This window comes from Cupriavidus sp. FW216-B1 (genome assembly GCF_058789195.1).
Map to the genome: position 1 here is coordinate 1 of NZ_JBYTEL010000027.1, position 22785 is coordinate 22785.

At 65.8% G+C, this 22785-nt stretch carries 18 protein-coding genes; 7 read left to right on the forward strand and 11 right to left on the reverse strand.

Annotated elements, in window-relative coordinates:
* Positions 1–365 precede the first annotated feature (365 nt).
* The gene (locus tag AC3WXD_RS31440; RefSeq protein ID WP_020206935.1) at positions 366–692 is read left to right on the forward strand and encodes a hypothetical protein; all 327 of its coding nucleotides are present in this window, start codon (positions 366–368) and stop codon (positions 690–692) included.
* A 247-nt stretch (positions 693–939) separates the two neighbouring features.
* On the opposite strand, the gene AC3WXD_RS31445 is transcribed toward AC3WXD_RS31440, so the two are convergent.
* Complete coding sequence (locus AC3WXD_RS31445; protein WP_492325390.1) at positions 940–1416, reverse strand: hypothetical protein; 477 nt, start codon at positions 1414–1416, stop codon at positions 940–942.
* Between the two features lie 115 nt (positions 1417–1531).
* Here AC3WXD_RS31445 and AC3WXD_RS31450 point away from each other — a divergent pair, with 115 nt between their 5' ends.
* The 5 genes from AC3WXD_RS31450 to AC3WXD_RS31470 all read left to right on the forward strand — a co-directional run bounded on the left by AC3WXD_RS31450 (position 1532) and on the right by AC3WXD_RS31470 (position 6673).
* Complete coding sequence (locus AC3WXD_RS31450) at positions 1532–2401, forward strand: AraC family transcriptional regulator (protein WP_492325391.1); 870 nt, start codon at positions 1532–1534, stop codon at positions 2399–2401.
* A gap of 128 nt (positions 2402–2529) precedes the next feature.
* Positions 2530–2964: a MarR family winged helix-turn-helix transcriptional regulator gene (locus AC3WXD_RS31455; RefSeq protein WP_020206932.1), complete on the forward strand. Its 435-nt coding sequence runs from the start codon at positions 2530–2532 to the stop codon at positions 2962–2964.
* Between the two features lie 107 nt (positions 2965–3071).
* Entirely contained in the window at positions 3072–4493 is a 1422-nt protein-coding gene (gene pdxR / locus AC3WXD_RS31460; RefSeq protein WP_059412692.1) for a MocR-like pyridoxine biosynthesis transcription factor PdxR, read from the forward strand.
* A gap of 115 nt (positions 4494–4608) precedes the next feature.
* The gene (locus AC3WXD_RS31465; RefSeq protein ID WP_454731543.1) at positions 4609–5064 is read left to right on the forward strand and encodes a carboxymuconolactone decarboxylase family protein; all 456 of its coding nucleotides are present in this window, start codon (positions 4609–4611) and stop codon (positions 5062–5064) included.
* Positions 5065–5407: 343 nt separating this feature from the next.
* A complete protein-coding gene (locus tag AC3WXD_RS31470; RefSeq protein WP_492325392.1) occupies positions 5408–6673 on the forward strand; it encodes an NnrS family protein in 1266 nt (421 codons plus the stop codon).
* Between the two features lie 13 nt (positions 6674–6686).
* Here the strand turns inward: AC3WXD_RS31470 and AC3WXD_RS31475 are convergent, their stop codons facing one another.
* Complete coding sequence (locus AC3WXD_RS31475; RefSeq protein ID WP_492325393.1) at positions 6687–7196, reverse strand: RrF2 family transcriptional regulator; 510 nt, start codon at positions 7194–7196, stop codon at positions 6687–6689.
* A gap of 275 nt (positions 7197–7471) precedes the next feature.
* Between AC3WXD_RS31475 and AC3WXD_RS31480 the strand changes: the two genes are divergently transcribed.
* The gene (locus AC3WXD_RS31480) at positions 7472–8683 is read left to right on the forward strand and encodes a globin domain-containing protein (RefSeq protein WP_492325394.1); all 1212 of its coding nucleotides are present in this window, start codon (positions 7472–7474) and stop codon (positions 8681–8683) included.
* 36 nt (positions 8684–8719) lie between these two features.
* Here AC3WXD_RS31480 and AC3WXD_RS31485 read toward each other — a convergent pair whose 3' ends face one another.
* The 9 genes from AC3WXD_RS31485 to AC3WXD_RS31525 form a co-directional block, all read right to left on the reverse strand.
* Positions 8720–10045 carry a capsule polysaccharide biogenesis protein gene (locus AC3WXD_RS31485; protein ID WP_492325395.1) on the reverse strand — a complete coding sequence of 442 codons (1326 nt, stop codon included), beginning with the start codon at positions 10043–10045 and terminating at the stop codon, positions 8720–8722.
* A 74-nt stretch (positions 10046–10119) separates the two neighbouring features.
* A complete protein-coding gene (locus tag AC3WXD_RS31490) occupies positions 10120–12159 on the reverse strand; it encodes a capsule polysaccharide biogenesis protein (protein WP_492325396.1) in 2040 nt (679 codons plus the stop codon).
* A complete protein-coding gene (locus AC3WXD_RS31495; protein ID WP_492325397.1) occupies positions 12156–12974 on the reverse strand; it encodes a phosphodiester glycosidase family protein in 819 nt (272 codons plus the stop codon). Before AC3WXD_RS31495 ends, AC3WXD_RS31490 begins: the two co-directional genes overlap by 4 nt.
* Entirely contained in the window at positions 12974–17095 is a 4122-nt protein-coding gene (locus AC3WXD_RS31500; RefSeq protein WP_492325398.1) for a CDP-glycerol glycerophosphotransferase family protein, read from the reverse strand. Before AC3WXD_RS31500 ends, AC3WXD_RS31495 begins: the two co-directional genes overlap by 1 nt.
* Before the next feature lie 226 nt (positions 17096–17321).
* Positions 17322–18350, reverse strand: coding sequence for a galactosyltransferase-related protein (locus tag AC3WXD_RS31505; protein ID WP_492325399.1), 1029 nt, complete (start codon positions 18348–18350; stop codon positions 17322–17324).
* Positions 18351–18358: 8 nt separating this feature from the next.
* On the reverse strand, positions 18359–20110 hold the full coding sequence (locus tag AC3WXD_RS31510) for a polysaccharide biosynthesis/export family protein (protein ID WP_492325400.1): 1752 nt from the start codon (positions 20108–20110) through the stop codon (positions 18359–18361).
* 2 nt (positions 20111–20112) lie between these two features.
* Entirely contained in the window at positions 20113–21216 is a 1104-nt protein-coding gene (locus AC3WXD_RS31515; RefSeq protein WP_492325401.1) for a KpsE/RkpR family capsule polysaccharide export protein, read from the reverse strand.
* Positions 21213–21875 carry an ABC transporter ATP-binding protein gene (locus tag AC3WXD_RS31520; protein ID WP_020203681.1) on the reverse strand — a complete coding sequence of 221 codons (663 nt, stop codon included), beginning with the start codon at positions 21873–21875 and terminating at the stop codon, positions 21213–21215. The genes AC3WXD_RS31515 and AC3WXD_RS31520 overlap by 4 nt, the downstream gene beginning before the upstream one ends.
* Entirely contained in the window at positions 21872–22663 is a 792-nt protein-coding gene (locus tag AC3WXD_RS31525) for an ABC transporter permease (RefSeq protein ID WP_492325402.1), read from the reverse strand. Before AC3WXD_RS31525 ends, AC3WXD_RS31520 begins: the two co-directional genes overlap by 4 nt.
* Positions 22664–22785 lie beyond the last annotated feature (122 nt).

Below are 22785 nucleotides of genomic sequence, written 5' to 3' on the forward strand. Positions count from 1 at the left end.
GTTCTGGCTGGGGCGGAGCAGCGGCTTCCATGACCCGAATATTATCTACTGGTAGATAGATAGTCAAGGAATTTTCCTAAGAATTTCCTGCTCGTCCTCCGCTGTGCCGCAAAGCGCACGCATTGGCCCACGGTTATCGCGAAACATGCGGCTTTCGCCATATCGCCTGCCGGCAAATGCGCCAGGAGTCGCGTTGCCGTCATGGACCGCGCTGCCGCAACAAGCACTTACAAGGTTTTCCTACGGACTCCCCGATTTCACTCCTAGGATTTATCTGTGCGAAACGCAGCATACGCCCGGGCGTCCCACGGCCTGCCGCCGGGGGAAATTCCGCAAGCGCCTTGTCACTACTACCGGAGCAAACGATGCGCAAAGTTCTCACCCTGACCTTACTTGTCGCCGCCGCTGCCGTGGCCTCGGGCGCAAGCTATGGCCAGCAAAAGAAGCCCGACCCCTATACCGACGGCGCCAAGTCCGGCGCGCGCGATCCCTATACCGATGGCGCCAAGTCGGGCAAGTTCGATCCCTATACGGACGGCGCCAAGAAGTCGACCCGCACGGACCTGAACGCGACCCAGACCAAGGCCGATCCCTACACCGACGGTGCCAAGTCCGGCACGCGCGACCCCTACACCGACGGCGCCAAGTCGGGTACGCGCGACCCTTATACGGACGGCGCCAAGTCGCAGTAAGCCGTAAGCCTTAAGCGCATGACGGCGGCCGCCCGGCCGCCACGTTCCACGGTTGCATTCTGGCCTGCCGCGCGCGCGGCGCCGCGGGCCAGGCCCGGCCGCCGGCGGTTTTCCCCGGCGGCCGGGCTTCCTCTTTTCCGCTTCCGCCCTGCTTCCCCGCTGCTTCTCCGCTGCCGCCCTGCGCCGGCGGCGCGTTGCCGTGTCCGCGCTCTGCCGGCGCGGCGGCAACAGCGTGGCGCCGGCGCGGTCACTGCGTGACGCTGTCCCTCGCCCCTTCGCGCGCCCCTTCACGCGCCATCTGTGCCGCCTCGGCACGCAGGACCTGCTCGCCGCGCGCCAGCGCCTCGTCCATGCCGGCGGTCAGCGCCACCGGCACGCCGAACGCCTTGACCGCCAGCGCCGCCAGCGCCGACAGCCCGGCGCGCTTGGCCGCATCCGGCTCGACGTAGACCAGCAGCCGGCAGCGCCGCACCAGCGGCTCCCGGTTGTGCTTCAGCCACAAGGCGCGCAGGCGCCGGTCCTCGTGCCGCTCCGCGTCCGCCTGCGGGCCCATGACGATGACGAACGGATGCGCCTGCCGCACCAGCGTGGTCATCTCCTCGCACCACTGGCCGGCGTAGCCGGGCACCAGCGTCTCGGGCCGGCCGAGCACCAGCGGGAAGGCGGAAACGTCGTGGATGAAGAAATTCGCGGATTCGCGGAAAGCGGAAACCTGGTCTTGCATGTCTGTTCTCCTGCGGCGCGGGATCAATGCATCGGGATGCGCCTGGGAAGCAGTATCGGGGCGAAGCGCGTAGACTCGATAACGTTACCTGGACTAAAAACAATGCAATCGAGCCATGCCAATCCGCCCGCCTGACCCCGCGGACGACGAAGCTGCGGTGGACGCCGCCACCCGCGACCTGCTGGATACCTTTGCCGACCGCTACGAGCAGCCCGGCGGCCCGGCCCTGATCGCCATGCGGGGCAGCGACCGGGACAGCAACGCATTCCGCCTGGGCACGCGCGAGCTGGGCTGGCACCGGCACCTGCGCGGCCAGTTGTTCTGCATCGACAACGGGCTGGTGCACGTGCGCACGCGCCACGGCTCCTGGCTGCTGCCCGCGCAGCGCGCCGGCTGGATGCCGCCCGGCGAGATGCACCGCATCAGCATCAGCGGGGTGCTGAGCGGCTGGAACGTGTGGGTCGCGCCGTCGGCGGCGCGCGACCTGCCGCCCCTGCCCTGCGTGTTCGGCATCAGCGACGTCATGCGCGCGCTGGTCGGCCGCGCCGCCTCCTGGCCGGCGCCGTTCGCGCTCGACGACGCGCAGCAGCGCATCGTCGCGGTCCTGCTCGACGAGATCGAGCAGGCGCCGCGCGAGCCGCTGCACCTGCCGCTGCCCGTGGACCGGCGCGCGCGCCGCATCAGCGACGCCATCCTGGCGCAGCCCGGCGATCACTGCGGCCTGGCCGAATGGGCCGCGTGGGCGGGCGTGTCGCCGCGCACGCTGTCGCGCCTGTTCCAGGGCGAGACCGGGCTGAGCTTCGCCCACTGGCGCCAGCAGGCGCGCCTGACCCACGCGCTCGAGCGGCTGGCGCGCGGCGAGGCGGTGGCGCAGGTGGCCGAAGCGCTGGGCTACGCCACGCCGAGCAATTTCATCGCTATGTTCCGTCGCGCGTTCGGGGACTCGCCCGCGCACTATTTCGCCAGCCGCGGACTGGCGGAATAACTGGTGGAATAGCCGGCGGAACAGGCCTTGCGGCGACCGCTCGCAAAGCCGGCCGTAGATTCTGACCTTGAGGCTATCTGACAAATCAAATAAGATCGGAACATCTGCATGCCAACGCGGGGAACCGGATGAAGCACTACACCAGGGACACCTTCAACCTCACGAAAAGCGTCGGCTTCTACCTCAACAAGGCGCGCAACCTCGTGCTGATGGAAATGGATGCCGCGCTCAAGGAGCTCGACATCACCGCCCAGCAGATGGGCATCCTGCTGTCGCTGTCGCGCGGCACCGCCACCACGCCGTTCGAACTGAGCAAGCTGCTGGTCATCGATACCGGTCTGATGACGCGCATGCTGGACAAACTGGAGCAAAAGGGCCTGCTGGCGCGCTCGCGCAGCATCGAGGACCGCCGCGTGGTCAACCTCGAACTCACCGACAAGGGCCGCGTCGTGGCCGAGCGGATTCCCGAGATCGCCCCCGAGGTGCTGAACGCGCGCCTGAAGGATTTCAGCAAGGCGGAGTTCGAGGAACTGCTGCGGCTGCTGGACAAGTTCTCGGCCTGAGCGCGGCGGGCGCGCGGGCGCCGGCGAGCCAATATGCGCGGACATGCGCCGCGCCGGTCCGGCGACGGTTTTCACGACATCGAAGAGACAATCGACGAGGCCAGCCCATGACTCCCACCGCGAAGCACGGCAATTTCGCGCCGCTGGATCCGGCGGCAGCCGCCCCTTTCTACCGGCAGATCTACGAGCGCTTTCGCGGCGCCATCACCAGCGGATTGCTGAAGCCGGGCGACCGGATACCCTCGGTGCGCGCGCTGACGCAAGAACTGGGACTGGCGCGGGGCACGATAGAAACGGCTTATTCCCTGCTGGCCGCCGAGGGGTACATCCAGGCTCGCGGCCAGGCGGGGACCATCGTGACGCCGGGCCTCAAGCTTCCGCCCGCCGGCGGCGCCATGCCGCCGCCGGGGACCGACGCGCCCGAACTCAGTTTCCGCCCGGACTCGGTGCTGCCGTTCCAGATGGGCTTGCCCGCGCTGGACATGTTTCCCCGCAAGATCTGGGCACGCCTGGGCGCGCAATGCGTGCGCGCCATGCAGCCGTCGGACATGGCGCACCCGTCCGTATACGGCCTGCCGGGCCTGCGCGCCGAGATCGCCGCGTACCTGCAGGTCTCGCGCGGGATCCACTGCGCCGCGTCGCAGGTGTTCGTGACCTCGGGATACCGGCACACCATGCAGTTGATCTGCCAGGCGCTGTGGAAGGCGGGGGACCGCGTCTGGCTCGAAGACCCGGGCTACCCGCCCACGCGGGAACTGCTGGAGCACATGCACCTCGCCACCGTGCCGGTGCCGGTGGACCGCGACGGCCTGGTCGTCGCCGCCGGCATCGAGGCGGCGCCGCGAGCACGCGCGGCGGTGGTCACGCCCGGGCACCAGAGCCCGCTGGGCGTGTCCCTGTCCTTGCCGCGGCGCCTGGCGCTGCTGGACTGGGCCACGCGAAACCGCGCATGGATCGTCGAAGACGACTACGACAGCGAATACCGCTACGTCAGCCGCCCCCTGCCCGCGCTGAAAAGCCTCGACCGTGACGAGCGCGTGCTCTACGCGGGTACGTTCAGCAAGGTGCTGTTCCCCGGCATCCGGCTCGCCTATCTCGTCGTGCCGCCGACGCAGGTCGAGCGGTTCGAGCGGATCAGCCAGGTCTTCGCCGGCGGAAGCCCCCAGCTGACGCAGGCGATCGTCACCGCCTTTATCAGGGAAGGCCATTTCGCGCGCCATATCCAGCGGATGCGCAAGCTCTATGCCGAGCGCCGGGACGCCGCCACGGCGGGCCTGGAAAGCGTGCTGGGAAAGCAGGCGCGCATCGATGCGCAGCCGGGCGGCATGCACCTGATCCTGCGCCTGCGGGGCCAGCGCTCGGATCGCCGGCTGGCGGCGAGCATGCGGGAGCACGGCCTGTACGGCGAGGCGCTGTCGCGCTGGACGACGGCGGGCGATGGCGTCTCGGCCTTGCTGCTGGGCTTCACGAACATCGACTCCCGGGCCACCGCCGAACATCTCGGCAGGCGCATCCTGAAGCTCATCTGACGCGGCGCGCGGGCAGGCGTCATGGCCCATGTCGCAAGGCGAATCATGGACCATCCGGGATAGGCCAAGATGCGCCATGATTAGGGCTCCGGATCAACACACAGAAGGATGCGTCATGAGCCATCGCCTCGACTATGCAAAGGTTTCCCCCGAGGGCTACAAGGCCTTCGGCGGGGTGTACATGTCCCTCCAGAAATGCGGCCTTCCGCAGGAACTGGTCAATCTCGTGTACCTGCGGGTTTCGCAGATCAACGGCTGCGCCTATTGCATCGACATGCATTCCCGCGACCTGCTCACGCAGGGCCTTTCCGTGGACAAGCTCGTGCTGGTGCCCGTGTGGCGCGAGGCCGGGAATCTGTTCAGCGCCCGCGAGCGCGCCGCGCTTGCCTGGGCGGAAACCGTGACGCGCGTGGCCGACACCGGCGTTCCCGATGCCGACTACGAAGCCGCCGCGGCCGAATTCAGCGACAAGGAACTGGTCGACCTGACGTATGCCATCGGCCTGATGAACGCCTTCAACCGCCTGGGCGTGACGTTCCGCGCCACCCCCGCCGCCGCCGGCAAAGCCTGAAGGATCACAAGCGCGCCAAGAGCGAGTGCCCTGCGCACGGGAATGCCCGTTCGCCGGCACTCGCGTCTTTCAGGGTGCGGCCGGCTTGCGCTTTCCGCACGCACATTCCGGCGGTCATCTGACCACCGCTGCCGCCCGCGGCAGCTTTGCCGGGCCCCGGAGTGACGGGCTTGCGGCAGGAACGGATGCGCCCGGCGGCCCCGCCGGCCTTTTCCGTCAGACACGTTCGCATGCCGTCTTTTATGTTGCATTAAAAATGCTTGTTTTATAGAATCGTCGTGAGACTGCCATGCGGCAGGATGCCGGCCGGCCAGAAAAAAACGAACGGGAAGGAAGCCGCGCCATGACCACATCGATCGACACCATGCACCCCGACCCGACACCGCGCGCGGCATCCATGCAGCCGCTGCTCCAGACCCCGCCGCCGTCCCGCCCCGCGTCCGCCCGCCACGGCGGGCTGCCCGTGCTGGCGCTGGCATTCCGGCCCTTCTACCTGCTCGCGGCGGCGTTCGCCGTGCTGTCGGTCGGCGCGTGGGCCGCCATCTACCTGGGCTGGTGGCCGGCCGGCGCCGCGCAGCCGCCGATGGGCGGCATGCTCTGGCATGCGCATGAAATGGTGTTCGGCTTTGCCGCCGCGGTGGTGGTCGGCTTCCTCTTCACGGCGGGCAGGAACTGGACCGGGCTGCAGACGCCGCGCGGCGCGGCGCTGGCCGGGCTGGCCGCGCTCTGGCTGGCCGCGCGCGTGCTGATGTGGACCGGTCCGGCGCCGCTCGCGGTGGCGCTGGACCTGGCCTTCCTGCCGCTGTGCGCGGCCAGCTTCCTGCACGTGCTGGTGCGCGCCGGCAGCAAGCGCAACTATGGCCTGGCCGGCGCGCTGTTCCTGCTGTGGGCGCTCAACGTGGCGTTCCACGTGGCGCTGGCGCGCGGCGCCGTGCCGGCGGCGCTGCAAAGCGCGGAGGCGGGCATCGGGCTGGTGGTGGTGTTCATCACCGTGATCGGCGGGCGCGTCATCCCGATGTTCACGGCCAACAGCGTGCCCGGCGTGCGCATCCGCCGCTCGCCGCTGGCCGAGCGCACCGTGGTGCCGCTGACGCTGGCCGCGATGGCGGCGTGCGCGCTGGCGCCGCAAGGCATGATCACCGCCGCGCTCGCGCTGCTGGCGGCGCTGGCGCACGCCGTGCGCCTGGGCGGCTGGGGCTCGCGGCGGGCGCTGCGCCGCCCGCTGATCGGCATCCTGCACCTGGCCTATGTCTGCCTGCCGCTCGGCCTGGCGCTGCTGGCCGCCGCCGCGCTCGGCCACGCGGACCGCTCCTCGGCCCTGCATGCGCTGACCGTCGGCGCGATCGGCTGCGCCATCATCGGCATGATCACGCGCACCGCGCTGGGCCACACCGGGCGCCTGCTCGAAGCGCGCGCGGTGGAGACGGCGGCCTACGCGGCGGTCTTCGCCGCGGCCGTGCTGCGCGTGGCCGGGCCGCTGGTCCTGCCGCAGTACAAGCCGTTCTGGATCGCCGCCGCGGCGGTGGCGTGGATGGCCGCGTTCGCGCTGTACCTGTTCAAGTACGTGCCGTTCCTGATGCGTCCGCGCGCCGACGGGCGCGAAGGCTAGCGCCGGGCCGCGCCTACGCCGTCCCGCCGCCGGGCGCCGCGCGCGCCTTGCGTGTCACGCTCCTGACCGGAATGCCGGCCACCGTGCCGCCATCCGGCGCCAGCGCGCGGCTCAATGCCGCCGGGCGTGCCACCAGGTCCTGCAGGCTATAGGCGTCCAGCACGTCGAAGTAAGCCCGCAGCGCGGCCGACAACACGCCGCGCAGGCCGCACACCCGCGTGATGACGCAATGATTGTCGTCGCCCTGGAAGCACTCCACCAGGCTGAAATCCGACTCCATCGTGCGGATCACCTCCCCCACGTTGATCGCCGCCGCCGGCCGGCCCAGCTCGATCCCGCCCGCGCGCCCGCGCACCGTATGCAGGAAGCCGGCCTGGCCGAGCTTCTGCACGATCTTGATCAGGTGGTTCTTGGGAATGTCGAACGCATCGGCGATGCGCTGGATGGTGACGAGCTCGCCCGGGTGGACCGCGACGTAGATCAGGGTCCGCAGACTGTAGTCGGTGTAGTCGGTCAGTCTCATGCAAAGTGGTCCTCCGCCGTGCGGATCGTGGTGCGGAATGCGGGGCAGCCGGCATGCGCGCGGCGCGCGGGCGCCGCGCCGGCGGCACGCGCAGTCTAACATGGCCCTTCGATACATCTTTTGCGATGCCGCAAATTTATGTTGCACGGTAAATGCATGTTTAATAGAATGGGTTCCGAGGTGACGCGGACAAAGCGCAGATCGCCCGCCGCCGCCCCTGTTGCGGATTCATTCGCCCCATTTGTTGCATTTAGTGCATATCTTTGGAGGTTGCAGTGCTGTCTGAAAAATCGAGACCCCTGATCGATGCGAGCGTACCCGTGCTGCGCCAGCATGGCCTGGCCATCACCACCGCGTTCTATCGCAATATGTTCGCCGACAGGCCCGAACTGACCAACCTGTTCAACATGGGCAACCAGGCCAACGGCGCGCAGCAGCAGTCGCTCGCCGCCGCCGTATTCGCCTATGCCGCCAACTACGGCGACAACAGCGCGCTGGCCCCGGTGGTCAGCCGCATCGTCCACAAGCACGCCTCGGTCGGCATCAAGCCCGGCCACTACACCGTCGTCGCCCGCCACCTGCTCGGTGCCATCGGCGAAGTGCTGGGCGAAGCCGCCACGCCCGAGCTCGTCGCCGCCTGGGACGAAGCCTACTGGCTGCTCGCCGCCGAGCTGATCGCCGCCGAGACGCGCCTCTACGAACGCGCCGGCACCGGCCCCGACCACCGCCAGCCGGTGCGCATCGTCGCGCGCGAGGAACAGAGCGCCGACATCACCTCATTCACGCTCGAAGCCGTCCCCGGCACCACCCTCGCCGACTTCCTGCCCGGCCAGTACATCTCCGTGGTGGTGGAACTCTCGCACGGCGTGTTCCAGCAGCGCCAGTACAGCCTCTCCGACGCGCCCAACGGCCGCACCTGGCGCATCTCCGTCAAGTGCGAGCGCGGCGACGACGCCGGCCTGCCCGCCGGCGCGGTCTCCAACTGGCTGCACGACAACGCCCGCGCCGGCGACGTCCTGATGGTCAGCCAGCCGTTCGGCGACTTCGCGCCCGCCATCGAGCCCGCCCACCCCATCGTGCTGCTCTCCGCCGGCGTCGGCGTCACGCCCATGATCTCCGCGCTCAACGCCGTCGCGCAGCGCAACCCCGCGCGCAAGGTCGTCTTCGGCCACGCCGCGCGCATGGCCTCGCACGTGGCCCACGTCAAGGACGTCAAGCACGCCGCGCGCCAGCTGCCCGGCCTGCGCACCCACTTCTTCCTCGAGTCCGGCGAGCCGGCCGAATTCCTGGCCCAGCCCGCCCTGCCCGGCCGCATGGACATCGACGTCATCTTCGCCGGCGACGACCTCGCCGACGCCGACTTCTACCTCTGCGGCCCGCTGCCCTTCATGCAGGCGCAGCGCGCCGCGCTGGCGGCGCGCGGGGTAAAGGCGGAGCGCGTGCATCGCGAGGTGTTCGGGCCGGATTTGCTGGATGGGTTGTTGTAGGCGGTAGTCCCCGCAGGCCGCCGCGCCCGGCCGCCTTCATGCGGCGATATGCGTGACCGCCCATTGCAGCGCGATGGGAATCGCCTGGCCGATGACTTCCAGCAGCCACGGAGCGCGCAGGCCGGGTCCGCAGCACAGCCTCGCCCACAGACCCGGCGAGGCGCCGTCCGGCTGTGCCGCCCGGCCAGGCGCCGGGTCCGCGTAGAACGAGGAATTGACCTGCGAGACGTGGATCACGTAGTTGCGCAGATGCGCCACCCGCTTCCGGTCGGGTGGCCGCGCGGCACGCCAGAACTCGTCCAGGCTGCCCTGATAGGTGATGCCCTCTTTCGCATAGAAACAGCGGCCCAGCGCGATGACCGGCACGCCGTGAAAGAGCGCCTGCAAGCCCGCCGTGGAGTTGATGGTGACGAGGCCGCTGCAATGCCGCAGCAGCGTCGGCAGGTGCGCATCGTGCAGGTAGACCACCCGTCCGGGAATATCCAGACGCTGCGCGCACGCCCGAATCACTGCCGCATAGTTGGTGTGTCCACGATCCATCGGATGGTGCTTGATAACGAGAACGCTGTCCGTCGGTGCATGCCGCGCAAAAGAGAACAATGTCGACTCGATGAACGCCTCGATCCTCTGCCAGGGGCTGTGCGTCAATATCTGGCTATCGTTGTGCACCTGTAATGCCACCATGAAGAATGCGGGACCATTCTTCGCCAGCAGGCCAGCTATGTTCTTGCGCTGCCGCCATCGGTAAACGTGCTTGCGGACACCTGCACGCACCCAGAATCCGAGTTCCCTGAACCTGAAGGGCTTGTGGTGCCGGTAGTGCCGGTACCGGTAGCGGCCAAGCATACCGCCGGCAAAGTACCAGAACGAATACCACGCCATCCGGGCAAAGCCATGTTCGAATCGGCGCCGCTTGGCTGGTGGCTTGACCACCGGCATTTCGGCGAGCGACAAGCGCGCGATGGGCGAGTTTGCGTTGACGCCGCCGCGTTCGAGCGTCACGTAGTCGGGGCGGACGTAACCCTCCTCGAAGACCCAGAAAGCAACCCCAAGCTCCTGCGCGATCTGCGCAGCCATGCGATGAGGCCGCCGGCAATCCCCGAACACCACGACAGCATCGATCCGCTGCGACACCAGCAGATCGCGCAAGAATGACCGCCAAGCTGTCATCTGCCCAGCAAAGCGCGTGATTCGCCCGTCGCGATAGAAGAGATCGTCGCCACCGTTGAAGTTGACCTTCCATATTTGGCAACCGAGTGACTCGAGACAGTCGCGCAGGCGGGCAAAAAAGGGACCGTTGGGACCCTGAAGCAAAAGGACTCGCCGATACCCGGCGAGTTGTCGAAAACCAGATGGTTCCATTGAAAACTGAAGTCTCCCGTCTTCCGCGCATTTCATTCCGCACACGCCATTCGGCGCACGGCTGCGACGATGGGCTAGCCCAGCGCACGCATCAGCGCCCTTGCCTTGCGATACTGCCGTGCCAGCCAATGAACACCGATATCGACAACACCTCTTTGATCCGCCGGCCCAAGGTACGTCAGAACATCCTCCAGCGCGCAGCAGCCATACCCTTCAGGCAGCCGGTAGTACGGATACCTGCAGAGTGCGATATAAGCCAGTTCTTCGACGGACAAGCGGCGTCGCCTGCGCGGCAGTTGCAGGATGTCCGTAGTCAGGCCCCAGCCCGCATAGAACGGCGCGCCGTAGCAATGCACGGGCTTTCCAAGCAGCAAGGCGTCGAAGCCGGCTTGCGATGTCATCGTATGCACCTCGTCTGCGAGCGCTATACAGGCGGTGATGTTGGCGTGAGCTCCCACCTGGTCCGCGAGCCCAGCAAGCGCAACGTCTTCCACCGCGCCGCGCCGATTGCCGGCGACCACATCGGGATGCGGCTTGTAGACAATCCATGCGTCGGGATTGGCTGCCCGAACCGCGCGCAACAGGTCTTTGTTACGCCGGATCAAGGGTGACCCATAGCAAATCGAGGCGTCGTCTTCCACTTGGCCCGGTACCAGCAGCACACGCCGCCCCGCACTCTCGCGATCAAGAGCAAATGCGCCGCCGACGTTGTATTTGCTGATCCCCTGCCGCCGCAAGATGTCGCGCAAGCGTGCTGCCCGCAGTCGTTCCTCGTCGCTAACGACTGTCGTTTCCAGCAAATACTCAAGTTGACTGGATGAGGCCGGATCGTAGTAAATGCCTGGACCGTCAAGCGCGAGCGAAAGCGGAGCATGCAGATCGGACCCGAGTCCCGCGGAGCGGATGAAACCATCTTCGACCCGCATGACTGGCACTCCTGCCTCGATAGAGGCCTCCCGCAGCGCTAGATGCTGGCTTCCCCACACCACAATCCTTGCGTCCTCGGCCAAACCATGCAGATGGTGCTCCTCCATCTTCCGCATGAAGACAAGGCGATTGGATGGCATGGCAAGAAAGGGCCGCACGATCGCCCGCTTCCAGGGACTCATGCCTATGCAATACAGAGTCCCCCGAACCTGGTCGTTCAAGATCTTGTTGCGCGCAAGCCAGTCGACGACATCGGCGAGTTGCCCCGGTTTCCCCGTCATAGGATGGATATAGCGTGTGTATTGCAGATAGGCTGCCGCGAACAATTGCTCGAGCGAACGCGGCGCCGGCCGGCGCTGGCGCAGGCGGTGGATATCGGGATGGCGGTCATCGGTAAGTCCCCAGCCCGCGTACCACGGCATGCCGAAGCAAACCACCGGCTTGCCGAGCAGCAGAGCCTCGAAGCCGACCTGCGACGTAACGACGTAGATATAGTCGAACTGCTCGATCAGCGAATGCGGGCAGCACTCCCGCTCCAGCCAGCGCACTTGCGTGGACGTCTGCGTTCGACCGAGATAGCCGCTCTTGCGGCCCTGGATTACCTCGGGATGCGCTTTGACCCATATCTGCGCTTCCGGGTGATCCACTTGCGCCGCGGCAAGCATGGCCGCGAAAGTTGCCGCGCTTGCGCCGCCAAGGACAACCGACATATCTCCCGCTGTCTGATCTACCACCAGCACGCGCCGCCTCCCTGGTGTGACGGGCAACTGGATCGCCGGTGCGTGGTTGTATTTCGACAGACGATGTCGGCGGAGGCGATCCATGGCGCTGCGCGCCTGCGCCATCGTGCGCGCATCCTGGCGAGGATGGGCAATGAGGTTCTCGAGGTCCGAGGGCTGGCTCGCATCATAGTAGATGCCTGTGCGATCCGTCACCATTGAGAGTGTCCGCTCCGCGGGCCCGGGCCAGATCGAACGCAGAAAGCCGTCCTCAAGTGCGATGTACGGCAACATGCAGGTCTGTGCCAAAGAGCGGGCTCGTGCGGAGGACTGCCGGCGTCCCCAGCCGGCAATCGCCGAGAGCCCTACCGGCGGCCGCTGCCAGGCTCGCAACCTTACCGATTTCTCACCAATCAGCGCGTCAAGATTTGGAATGCGCAAAACGCCGCGCGACAAGATTCCGATCACGGCTGCACCCGCATTGTTCGAATGCCAAGCTGATTCGCAACGGGACGCTCCGCGGCCTGCTTCACAGGCAAGGCATTGACACGGCGGCCATTGATCACGAGGGTCGAACTGCCGCCGCCGTCGAGATTGAGTCCGGCATCGATTCGAAGACCTGCGAGCAGGCCGGCAGATTCAGCGAGGGTAAAGCCCGAGAACGATCGCTGCCGTCCCTCCAGCACGAGGAGGTAAAGCCACCGTCCGTCAAGAGACAGGCCAGCCAGCGTGCGGGGATTTTTCTCGCTGGCGTTGCTACCGGCACAGGCAGCCGGCGCGCCGGGAGAACAATGAAAACCCCCATCGCGGTAGAACTGCAGACCTGTTACCTCAATGTCGGGTTTCATCTCCGAAATGCCGTCTCCTCTCTCGGAGACAACCGATATTTCGCACCGCTTGCTGCGATCGCATACCAGTCTGGGTAAGCCATCGGCCTTGCTCACCTGACGCCATGCCACGCCTCCCGCCACCACGTCTCCCCTGGGCACTAGCGTGTCCATCTGGAAAAAATTCGCATTGACCGCAACGGTGACGCCCGATTCCCTAGCATACCCGGAGGTAGTCTGACCTCGCTGCCCCTCCGGCGTCACCTCGAGCCGTACCTCGGGACAGTGCAGGTCCGTCCGTACCACATGAACGTGCGGCTGCATCTGCGCATAATCCACGCAGGCGGCCACCGGCTCCCATGCGGATCTGTGCTGCACCGTGCACCCCCCCAGCAAAACAGCTGGCAGAAAGCTAGCTACCAGGACTCCGGTCGGGACTCTATTCAAAATGGCCATTACTCTGTCCCCACTCTGGCGATCCGTGGCGGAGCATCGTTGGCCGCATGGGGCGTGCCATCGCGGGCTGACTGGTCCGCAATGGCCTCATTGGCATACTGGCCCAGCATGACCGCGCACTGAACCAGGTCCTCCGGCTTGAATACTTTTGCCGACAGCACACCGAACAACCGTTGGTATGCCGCCTCCCTGCACAAGAGTTGCCTGATCCGGTCGATTTCTCCAATGGCTTGCCACAGGCCGATCAGCTTCAGCACAAGGCCCTCGGGAAGCGGTAAATTGGTAAGCCGCTGGCGATGCGAGTCATATACCGCAAACCAGTGAGAGGCCGCCTCTTCGAAATCGCCCGTGGCATACGCAACGTCAGCACAGGCAAGCCGCAGGTCCGTTGCATCCGGCGCGGCCGCGACCGCTGCCTCGAATGCCGTCCTCGCCGCAGGGAGGTTGCCAAGCGCGAGGTTGGCTTCGGCCTCGAGACGCAGCAGACGGCCTTGGTCTTCGATGTCATGCCTGCCCAGAAGCCGCCGCGACCAATCCACCACCAACGGCCAGTCCTGGGCCAGATGCGCGCACGTGATGAATTCCCCTGCGAGCGCCAGGCTTTCCGATAATGCCGGTGATCCTTGCAGCAATGCCAGCGCCAGGCGCGGTTTGCCATGTTGACGCAGCGCGCGTGCCAGTGCCAGTTGCTCCTCCTCCGACATAGGCTCGCCCAATAGCGAGCCTACGTCCTCCACTGCCACTGCCTCCGCATATCCTGCGGACACAAGCAGCCGCTCCCACGCCTCCGCAAGCTTCTTTGGCTCGCCACCATCCAACGCCAGGCGGCACGCCAACTGCCTCGCTTCCCGCCAATCTGACCGGCTCTTCAGGAGACCCGCGAGCATGCTGCCCGCCTTGTCCTTGCGACCCAGGCGATAGTAGGCCCAGCCCAATGCCAGCCTCGCTTCCTCCGTCGCGTACTTTGTTTGCTGTGCAGGCAGGGTTTCCCACAGCCCCACCGCCTCGTCCCAAGCCCGCTTCCGAAGCGCGACATGGACCCGAGCATGACGGCAGTTTGCGTCCGCGCGCGCAGTGTCTGGCAGGTGCCGCAGTTCTCGCATCGCACGCTGAAGGTTGCCCGAGCGCACATGTGCTTCAATCCGCCTGAGCATCGCATCGATCCAGAACCGATGTTCCGGCTCCAGTTCGGAGCAGACGGCGATCCACGCAGCAGCGGCTTCCTCCCAGTCCTGCTTTGCCGACAACAATTCCGCATACTCGATCTTCCATGCGAGCGGGTAACCGTCCTGCGGACGTTCGCAAGCGAGCGACAACGCTTCGTCGAGCTTGCCGAGTTGCCGTTTGGCGCGGATGAGTTCCAGTGTCGTATCGGGAGAGCGCTTTTCCAACGCTTCCCACCGGCCTTCCGCGAAGGTCCACTTCCTTGCCGCGGAGGCGGCCCTTGCGCGTTCCAACAAGGCAGCTTCGTCGGCATCATGCCCTGGCGCCGCTCTGGAGACTCGCTGTACAGCATCGACGACACGCGCACAGTTTCCGCCATCGCGGTAGCGGAAAAACGCTTCGGCTCGCAGTGCATACGGCGTCGGCATCCTGCCTTCGTCGCCAAGAATGGATTGCATGCTCGAGAGCACCTCCTTCCAGTCCCGGCACACGGGACCGAAGCCGTCGTCCCCATAGTGGAAATAGCCCTCGTCGGCGATATGCGTTCCGTCGTACAGGCTTTCGGCGTCGAATTGAAAATAGATAACGGCTTTTCTCATCAATGCCATGTCGAACGCGACCGAAGAGTAGTCGGTCACCATCACGCAGGCCGCCTTGAACAGAGACTGCATTCCCCCTTCTATATCATCACCCAACACCTCGACATAGGACGGCAATCCGAACTGCGACAGATAGGGGCGGATATTGGGGTGGGGATGGAAGATGATGCGATATCCCGCACGCTTGGCCATCTGCCCGAACGCATCGCTACGCAGCAGTCCACTCCACTCCCGGAAATAATCAGTGGATTCGAAATCAGGATTGAGCCCGCGCATATTGGTCTTTCCCAGCGCACTGCCGACCAGGTTCTTCCGCCAGGTGGGCATCACTAGGATGACGCGCTCGGTCTTTCCGGAGCGGCGCACCAGTTCGTCATGTCTCGGCAAGCCGGTCAGCACCACCTCCCTGGACGAGAACTTGTATCGGGATGGGCCAGAAATAGACTCTGCCTCACGTTCTGCACTGGTAACGAAGCAATCGATCCGCTTGCCATTCATCCAGTGCGACAAGTCGTTGTGAATCACACCGTGCTGAAGAAAGGTAAACCTATAGCGCAACATGTCCCGATACCATGTTTCGTGCATGAAGCTGGTCATGTACGCGTCGGCATGGGACGAAATCAGATGTGCGCAGTTCAAGAGCAGCAACCTGTGCCGGAGCCCGCCAAAAGGAACCAGTCGGAAACCCTCCGCCCGGAGCCGCGCCCAATCCAGGGAATTTCGGCGCAGCAGAAAATAGGCATTGATGCCAGGCTCGTGCGATTGGATGTATCGGTAAAGATGCTCGGCATTGTCATCGGCACGGACATCCCGATCGGCAAGTGCCCATGCGCCGCCATAGCGGCGCATCACGAACTCGCGTCCTGCGAGCCATCTCAGCAATCTCGTGAGTCGTGGCAGGTTGCCAGCAACCGCCGAGCGGCGTTTGTCAAAAATAGCTCTCAACTGAGATATTTCCACGCTTGCCTGTGACACGCCTCCCACGACGAGCTCGACCTTCTGGATATCGAGCGCCACCGAAAGCTTGCCGGTCTGCGGGACCGCAATCCAGACCAGCCGCTCGAAAGCGAACTCCCTGCCGACGAAAAGATGCGCACGCGTGGTGGCGTGCGTCGGTACCACTTCCACTCCGTCGACAACGAACGCTTCGAAACCTGGCTTTGCCGTGAAGTAGCGAACCTGCAAGAGCCTCTGCTCCGGATCGTAGTCTTCGAAGTAAATGCGCTGAAATCCGAGCGGTGCCTTGCCGAACATACTCAGCAGACCCACACGATGCAGCCACCACGTGCCGCCAAGCTCGAACTCCATGATGGTGGCGCGATCGATATACGAGAATATCTGATCCGTGAGGTCCAGGAACCTCGCCTTGCCGGCATCGTCGAGCACGTTCAAGGTGCCGGGCTTGTCCATCAACTGGCGGAAGTACCAGATCATGTGATAGAGCGCCACGCGCTGGGCGTATCCGGGCACGGCCCCTTTTGCTGCATGCCGTCTCAGCATGTCCAGCACGCCATGCTCAAGCACGTCTCCGAACAGCCCCGGCTTCTCCCATGCCGTATCCAAGGTGGACGCTCCCGTCGAACGCTTTCTGTAGTAGTACTTCGCGGTCGCAAGGAATACCACCTCCTTGTTGGGGCTGGCTGCCAGATAGGTATTGACGAAATGTGCATCCTCGAAATTTGGCCGGATGCGCTCGTCCATGCGCAAAGTCTTGTCGGCCAGCAACAGCGCGGCGTCGAAGAAGGCGGAATTGCACGACAGCTGTATGTGCTTGGTCGGTTTGGCGTAATCGACCACCGTGGTGCCCTTGCTGAAGCGATATTTCAAGGGGTGGGTATCCGAGAACGCCTTCTTATCCTCGTGGTAAAAAATGAAACGGCTTGAGATCAGGGCCGGTTTGCCCTGGATCGACGCAAGGTGTTTCTCCACGGCGGCGAAGTAGCCGGCGTCGACGAAATCGTCCGGATCGATGAACGTCACCCAGCTGCCACGAACCCACTCCAACCCCAAATTGCGAGCAGTAGCCTGCCCGCCGTTGTCCTTGCGGATATATCGGATACTGGCGGGATACTTACGCTGCCAACGCCGGATGATCTGCGCCGAACGGTCGGTGGAGCCGTCGTCAACCATGATCAGCTCGATATGTTTGCCGAAATCAAGCGACTGCGCGGTCATGCTGGAGAAGAAATCATCCAGATAGGCGTCGACGTTGTAGACCGCTGCCACTACCGAATAGAGCCGCTCGCCTTTGACCGACCCAGCCCTGACTTTCGGTTCACTGGACCGAGTCAGACGAGCCCGCTGCTTCTCCAGCATGTCGCGAAAGAACAAGCCGGGTTCATTCAGGAGCTTGCGCATCTTCCTGCCGAGGCGAGACTTGGCGCGTCGCGCGTTTCCTTGTCTTTGAGATGCGGTAGTTACCGTGGACGTCTTTGCTGTCGTTGTCATCTTTTGACTCATTACGATGTGGGTTGAATGCACCAAGATTGCCGACTCGCCCTGAGGGGCCATCCACAGGATGGCAACATCGACCGACTCTCCGGCATCGGTGAATGCGCATGCCCGCGGCCGCCGGCGCCGCATCTCAACACATGCCTAGCACGTACTTCAGTCGATCAGTCCATTTGCTCAGCCTGTCGATATGGCCCGGTCGCGTGTCGAAGAGCACCAGATAGTCCTGTGCGGATACACCCTGCTTCCGGCAACATTCCAGGAACTCGTCCACCAGAAACTCCCGGCAGTACGTTTCGCCGGCAGCGGTGCCGATATACGCACGCAACTTGCGCTGCAGCCGGGCCGCATTCTTGGCTCGTGCGTGGTAATAGCCGTCAACTGGCTTGTCATGGTAGAGATGCAGCACCACCCGTTTCTCCAACAAGCGTGGCAAGCTGAGGCGTCCCAGATACTTGCGAAAGCCCACGGCCAGCAAGGGAGCCCGAAAGCTCTTGTTCTCGAGCAAGTCCTCGGTACGGGGCACCAGACCGTGGCGCATAGCAAGGCGCAGCATGAAATCGAAATCCTCGTAGCCGTGCCCCTGGAATTCCTCGTCGAAGCCGCCCAAATCCCTGTAGTCCTGCGTTCGCATCACCAGCACCGAGGATGGGCTCGCCATGTGCTGGAAATATCGGCGCCGGAACGAGAAATAGCCGCCGAGTATCGTGTCCGGCGTTTCACGGCCGGTTCGCAAACGCTGACTGGCCCATTTGGTGAGATAGAGGCAAGGCAGAATCACCAGCCTTTCTTCCTGCAACTCCAACAAGCGGCTACTCTCTGCCAACAGCGTCGGATTAGGGTGCAGGTCAGCGTCCAGTAGCACGAGCATTTCCGTGTCCACCTTCTCGACCGCGCGGTTACGAAGGTGTGCGTTGTTTACCGCGCCGCCATAGAACATGTGCGAGACCAGCGTGACATGCGGAAATCTGGACAGCACATCGACCAATGCCCGGTCGTGTCGGCTACCGCGGTCGTTATGCGCAATCACCATCTTCAGTTGGTTCATGCCCGGGAAACTGACCTGATCCACCATTCGCCGCAACAACTCGGCCGGCCTGCGCAGCAGATCGACGGGAACCACCGCAGTCAGGCGAGCATCGATATACCTCTGGTTTTGCATACTCCCCCTCACAACCCCAACACCACCTTGGCCGAAATCGCCAACTGATAAAGAATCTGAAACACATCCTTCGCGAACTGCCGCGTCTTCATGTCCACCCGCGGCAGCACCAGGATTTCGTCGCCCGGGCGCACCTGCGTGCCCCACTTGCTTTCCGAGAAGCTGCCGTCGCGGTGGGCGACGATCACGCGGGCGCTGTCGGCGTTCTGCGAGTAGCCGCCGGCCTGCTGGATGTAGTCGGCCACGCTCATGCCGGCGTCGAAGGCGACGGCGTTGGGGAACAGGACTTCGCCGTTGACGATGACGAGGCCGTCCTTGACCGGCACGCGCAGGATGTCGCCGTTTTCCAGCAGCAGCTGGTCGCGCGTGCTGGCCCTGGCGATCAGGGTCTGGCCGGTGGGATCGATCTTGCGGGCGCGCTCCACCCATTGCAGGACCAGCGCGGCTTCTTCCTTGCGCAGCTGGGCTTCGTCGGCGGTGCCGGAGCGGGCGGTGAGCACGCTGGATTCGAGGCTGCGCAGCGCGGTGCCGAGCAGCACTTTCTGGCGCGCCTTCACGCTGAGGCGGTAGAGCTGGATGCTGTCGGCGTCGGACTGCGGCGTGAACGCGACCTGGCTGAGCAGCTCGCCCATGCGGCTGCCGTAGGGCAGCACGAATTCCTGCGGGCCGGCGTGTTCGCCTTCCACGCGCACGGTGATGGTGCCGGGGCGCTTGTCGGCGGTGAATTCGATCTCGTCGCCGTCTTGCAGGATGATTTCCCGGTCCTGGGAGATCGGGAAGTATTCGACATTGCGAATGGTGCCGGTGTTGCGCACCACGCGCACGTTGGTGGCCGACGGCAGCGGCTTGGCCAGCCGGGCGATCTGGTCGAGCCGCGCCTGCTCGCCCTGGAATTCGAAGCGCCGGGCGTTCTCGGCGAGGCCGCCGACCTTGACGGTGTGCTTGCGCGGCTGGACGAAGATCACGTCGCCGTTGTTGAGCTGGCGCGTGGCGAGCTCGCCCTTGAGCAGGAAGTCGTAGAGGTTGACCACGGCGAGGGTCTGGGTGCCGCGCTTGATGGCCACGTCGAGGAAGGAGCCGCGCTCGGGGTCGATGCCGCCGGCCTGGTCGAGGTAGCGCAGCACGCTGTCGCTGGAGGTGCCGTTGTACATGCCGGGGCGGTAGACGGCGCCGGTGACGTACACGCGCACGGGCTGCGCGGCGAGCAGGCTGGCGTAGATGGAGACGCGGCCGGCGAACACGCGGCGCAGCGCGGCGGTGACGGCGGCCTGCAGGTCGGCGTTGGCGATGCCCTGCACGCGGAACGGGCCGACCTCGGGCAGCAGGATGTTGCCGCCGGCGTCCACCGCGAGCACGGTGTCGAGGTTGTAGCCGTTCCACATGCGCAACTGGATGCGGTCGCCCACGGAGATGACGTGGCTGGGATTGAAGACCGATGCGCTCTCGCGGCTGAAGGCGCCGGTGAAGAGCTGCGCGCCGAAGGCGTCGCTGGCGAGGTTGGCGACATAGTCATCATTCTGCGGCGCGCTGTCCGGCACGGGCTGGGCGGGACGTGCCGGCACCGTGGGGATGGCGGCTTCGGCGGCCATGCCAGTGGCGCCCGGCGGCGGCAGGCCGCCCTGCGCGGCGAGGGCGGCGTAGTCGGGCTCGCCGTTGATGGGAGCACCGATGCGGGCACCGGCGCGCGCGCCGGCCTGCGCGTGCGCGCCTTGCGTTGCGGCGCTCATGGCGAACAGGAGGACGAGAAGAAAACGAAGCATGGCTAGTCCCGGTGATCGCGGATGATGGCGCCGAGCAGCTGGAGCACGCCGGCCAGCGCCAGCGCCGCCAGCACGAACACGGCGATGTTGTAGACGCGGCGCGGCTGCAGCGGATATTCGGGCAGCGTGGGGCTTTGCACCACGGCCACGTTCTTGAGCTTGCGCGTGGCTTCCATGCGCGCTTTCTCCAGCGCGCCGAGCGCGGTCTTGTAGAGGTCCTGGCTGAAGCCGGCGGCGGCCTGCAGGCGTTCGTGCTCTTCCACCACCTGGTTGAGCGCGCGGTTCCTGGGCGAGGTCATGCGCGCGCGCTGCGCGCCGATCTGCGCCTGCACGGCGGCGATCTGCGCGTCGATCTGCTGGATCGCGGGCGACTGCGGGGTGTAGACGTCCTTGAGCGCGGCGCGCCTGACGCGCAGGTCGGCCAGTTCCGCCTCGGCGCCGGCCACCACGCCGGAGAGGCTCTCGACGTCGCCGCGCGGCGACACCAGCCCGTTGGCGTTCTGGTAGGCCAGCAGCGCCTGGCGGTCGGCCTTCATGCGTTCGCCCAGCACGCGCACCTGGTTCTCGATGTAGACGACCTGCTCGCCGGCGACGCGGTGCGCCAGTTCGTTGATGAAGCGCTCGCCTTCGCTGGCCAGCAGGCGCGCGATGGCCTGCGCCATCGCCGGCGTGTAGGCCTGCGCGCGGATCACCAGCGTGCGGGAGAAGTCGTCGTATTCCACGCTCACGCGCCCGAGGTAGTACGCATGGAAGCGCTCGAACGAGGCGTCGGCCGGCCACAGGCGCGACAGGGCATCGCGCTGCGCGCTGCTGTAGTGCGCCTTGAGCGCGAGCCGCGTGTCGAGCTTCCTGAGCATGTCGGCGGACAGCAGGTATTCGCGCAGCAGCAGCAGGTCCTGCGGCGCCGCGCTGGCGCCGAGCAGCGAGGCATAGAAGTCGGTGGCGGTGGTGCCCACGGCGTCGCTGCGCTCGACCACCACCTTGGCTTCCGACACGTAGCGGTCGGAGGCGACCACGCCCCAGTAGACGGCGGCCAGCAGGCACGCGCCGATGGCGATGCGCCAGAGCCAGCCGCATTGCTTGAGTTGCCCGAACAGCTTGCTCACCTTGTCATGCTCTTCTTGTATGCCTGGATGGCGTCATCCACGCTGTCGAAACGGTAGGCGCTGCCTTCGTGCAGCCAGACCGCGGATTCGCAATAGCTGCGCAGGGTCGATTCGCTGTGCGACACCATCACCAGCCCGGCGCGCCCGGCGAGATCCTGGAAGGCCTGGCGGGACTTGACGTTGAAGGCGGCGTCGCCGACCGCGGTCAGTTCGTCGACCAGGTACATGTCGAACTCGAAGGCGATCGACAGCGCGAAGGCCAGCCGCGAGCGCATGCCGGACGAGTAGGTCTTGACCGGCGCGTCGAACGCCGCGCCCAGTTCGGCGAAGTCCTCGATGAAGGCGAGCTTGTCGTCCAGCCCCGCCTGCGCGCCGTGGATGCGGCAGACGAACTTGGCGTTCTGCCGCCCGCTCAGCGAGCCCTGGAAGCCGCCGGAGAGCCCGAGCGGCCACGACACGCGGCAGCGCCGCACCACTTCGCCGCGGTTGGGCGTGTCGGTGCCGCCGATCAGGCGCAGCAGCGTGGACTTGCCCGCGCCGTTGCGGCCGATCAGCGCGATCCGGCTCGATGCTGGAATTTCGAGCGACACGTCGCGCAGCACCCAGCCGTCCGTCGGCGCGCCGCGATAGCGCTTGTGCAGGCCGGAGATCCTGATCATTGCGCCACCAGCCGCGTGGCGAAGCGCCGCTGCAGGGCCAGCCCGAACAGGACGCTGCCGAGCGACCATGCCAGCAGGTAGGACAGGCTGGCGTAGGCCTGCCCGCGATAGGCCGGGAAGAAGCCGCCGCGCATGGCTTCGAGCCCGTGCAGGATCGGGTTGAGCAGCAGCCAGTCGCGCGCCGGGCGCGGCACGCTGGCGATCGGGTACATCACCGCGGAGATGAAATACAGCGGCGCGAAGAACAGGCTGACGATGCGGCCCAGTTCGGGCACCAGCGTGCCCAGCGTGGCGAGGCTCAATGCCAGCCCCACGCCCAGCAGCCACAGCAGCGCGGCGGCCAGCAGCACCTGCAGCGGGTCGCGCGGCCACACGTCCACGCCGGCCAGGCCGCAGGCGGCCAGCAGCACGACGAACACCAGCCCGTAGAGCAGGCCTTCGAGCGCGGTGCGCACCAGCACCGCATCGACCGGGCGCACCTGCCGGTACGCGAACAGCGCGGCGTTGGCTTTGATCGCCTCGGCGCCGCGGCCGGCGACGTTGCGCACGAGGAAGAAACCGAGGATGCCGACCAGGATGAACAGGCTGGACGCCATGCCCGGGATCAGCACGTGGCGCACCACGCCGAACAGCAGCATCAGGAAGCCGATGTGGATGGCCGGCTCGAGCAGCAGCCACAGCCAGGCGCCGCGCTCGGTGGCCAGGCGCGCATTGGCCTCGCGCAGGAACAGGGCGCGCCACACCGAGAGGGCGACGGAGAAACGGGAGCGGACGACGTTTGAAGGCATGCTCGGGCAAACCATGACCAGTGGCCGCCAGGCGGCCGGGGGAGCGTGCTGGAGAGTGGCGCGCGAGCGCACTAGCCTTCGCCGCACGGGGGCCGCGGCGGGAAACGGCGGGCGCCCGGCAG

Excerpts from the sequence above, each read along its gene's own strand:
- AC3WXD_RS31440 (WP_020206935.1), top strand. The coding sequence starts at position 366 with ATGCGCAAAGTTCTCACCCTGACCTTACTTGTCGCCGCCGCTGCCGTG.
- AC3WXD_RS31445 (WP_492325390.1), bottom strand. The coding sequence starts at position 1,416 with ATGCAAGACCAGGTTTCCGCTTTCCGCGAATCCGCGAATTTCTTCATC.
- AC3WXD_RS31450 (WP_492325391.1), top strand. The coding sequence starts at position 1,532 with ATGCCAATCCGCCCGCCTGACCCCGCGGACGACGAAGCTGCGGTGGAC.
- AC3WXD_RS31455 (WP_020206932.1), top strand. The coding sequence starts at position 2,530 with ATGAAGCACTACACCAGGGACACCTTCAACCTCACGAAAAGCGTCGGC.
- pdxR (WP_059412692.1), top strand. The coding sequence starts at position 3,072 with ATGACTCCCACCGCGAAGCACGGCAATTTCGCGCCGCTGGATCCGGCG.
- AC3WXD_RS31465 (WP_454731543.1), top strand. The coding sequence starts at position 4,609 with ATGAGCCATCGCCTCGACTATGCAAAGGTTTCCCCCGAGGGCTACAAG.
- AC3WXD_RS31470 (WP_492325392.1), top strand. The coding sequence starts at position 5,408 with ATGACCACATCGATCGACACCATGCACCCCGACCCGACACCGCGCGCG.
- AC3WXD_RS31475 (WP_492325393.1), bottom strand. The coding sequence starts at position 7,196 with ATGAGACTGACCGACTACACCGACTACAGTCTGCGGACCCTGATCTAC.
- AC3WXD_RS31485 (WP_492325395.1), bottom strand. The coding sequence starts at position 10,045 with ATGGAACCATCTGGTTTTCGACAACTCGCCGGGTATCGGCGAGTCCTT.
- AC3WXD_RS31495 (WP_492325397.1), bottom strand. The coding sequence starts at position 12,974 with ATGGCCATTTTGAATAGAGTCCCGACCGGAGTCCTGGTAGCTAGCTTT.
- AC3WXD_RS31500 (WP_492325398.1), bottom strand. The coding sequence starts at position 17,095 with ATGCGCAAGCTCCTGAATGAACCCGGCTTGTTCTTTCGCGACATGCTG.
- AC3WXD_RS31505 (WP_492325399.1), bottom strand. The coding sequence starts at position 18,350 with ATGCAAAACCAGAGGTATATCGATGCTCGCCTGACTGCGGTGGTTCCC.
- AC3WXD_RS31510 (WP_492325400.1), bottom strand. The coding sequence starts at position 20,110 with ATGCTTCGTTTTCTTCTCGTCCTCCTGTTCGCCATGAGCGCCGCAACG.
- AC3WXD_RS31520 (WP_020203681.1), bottom strand. The coding sequence starts at position 21,875 with ATGATCAGGATCTCCGGCCTGCACAAGCGCTATCGCGGCGCGCCGACG.
- AC3WXD_RS31525 (WP_492325402.1), bottom strand. The coding sequence starts at position 22,663 with ATGCCTTCAAACGTCGTCCGCTCCCGTTTCTCCGTCGCCCTCTCGGTG.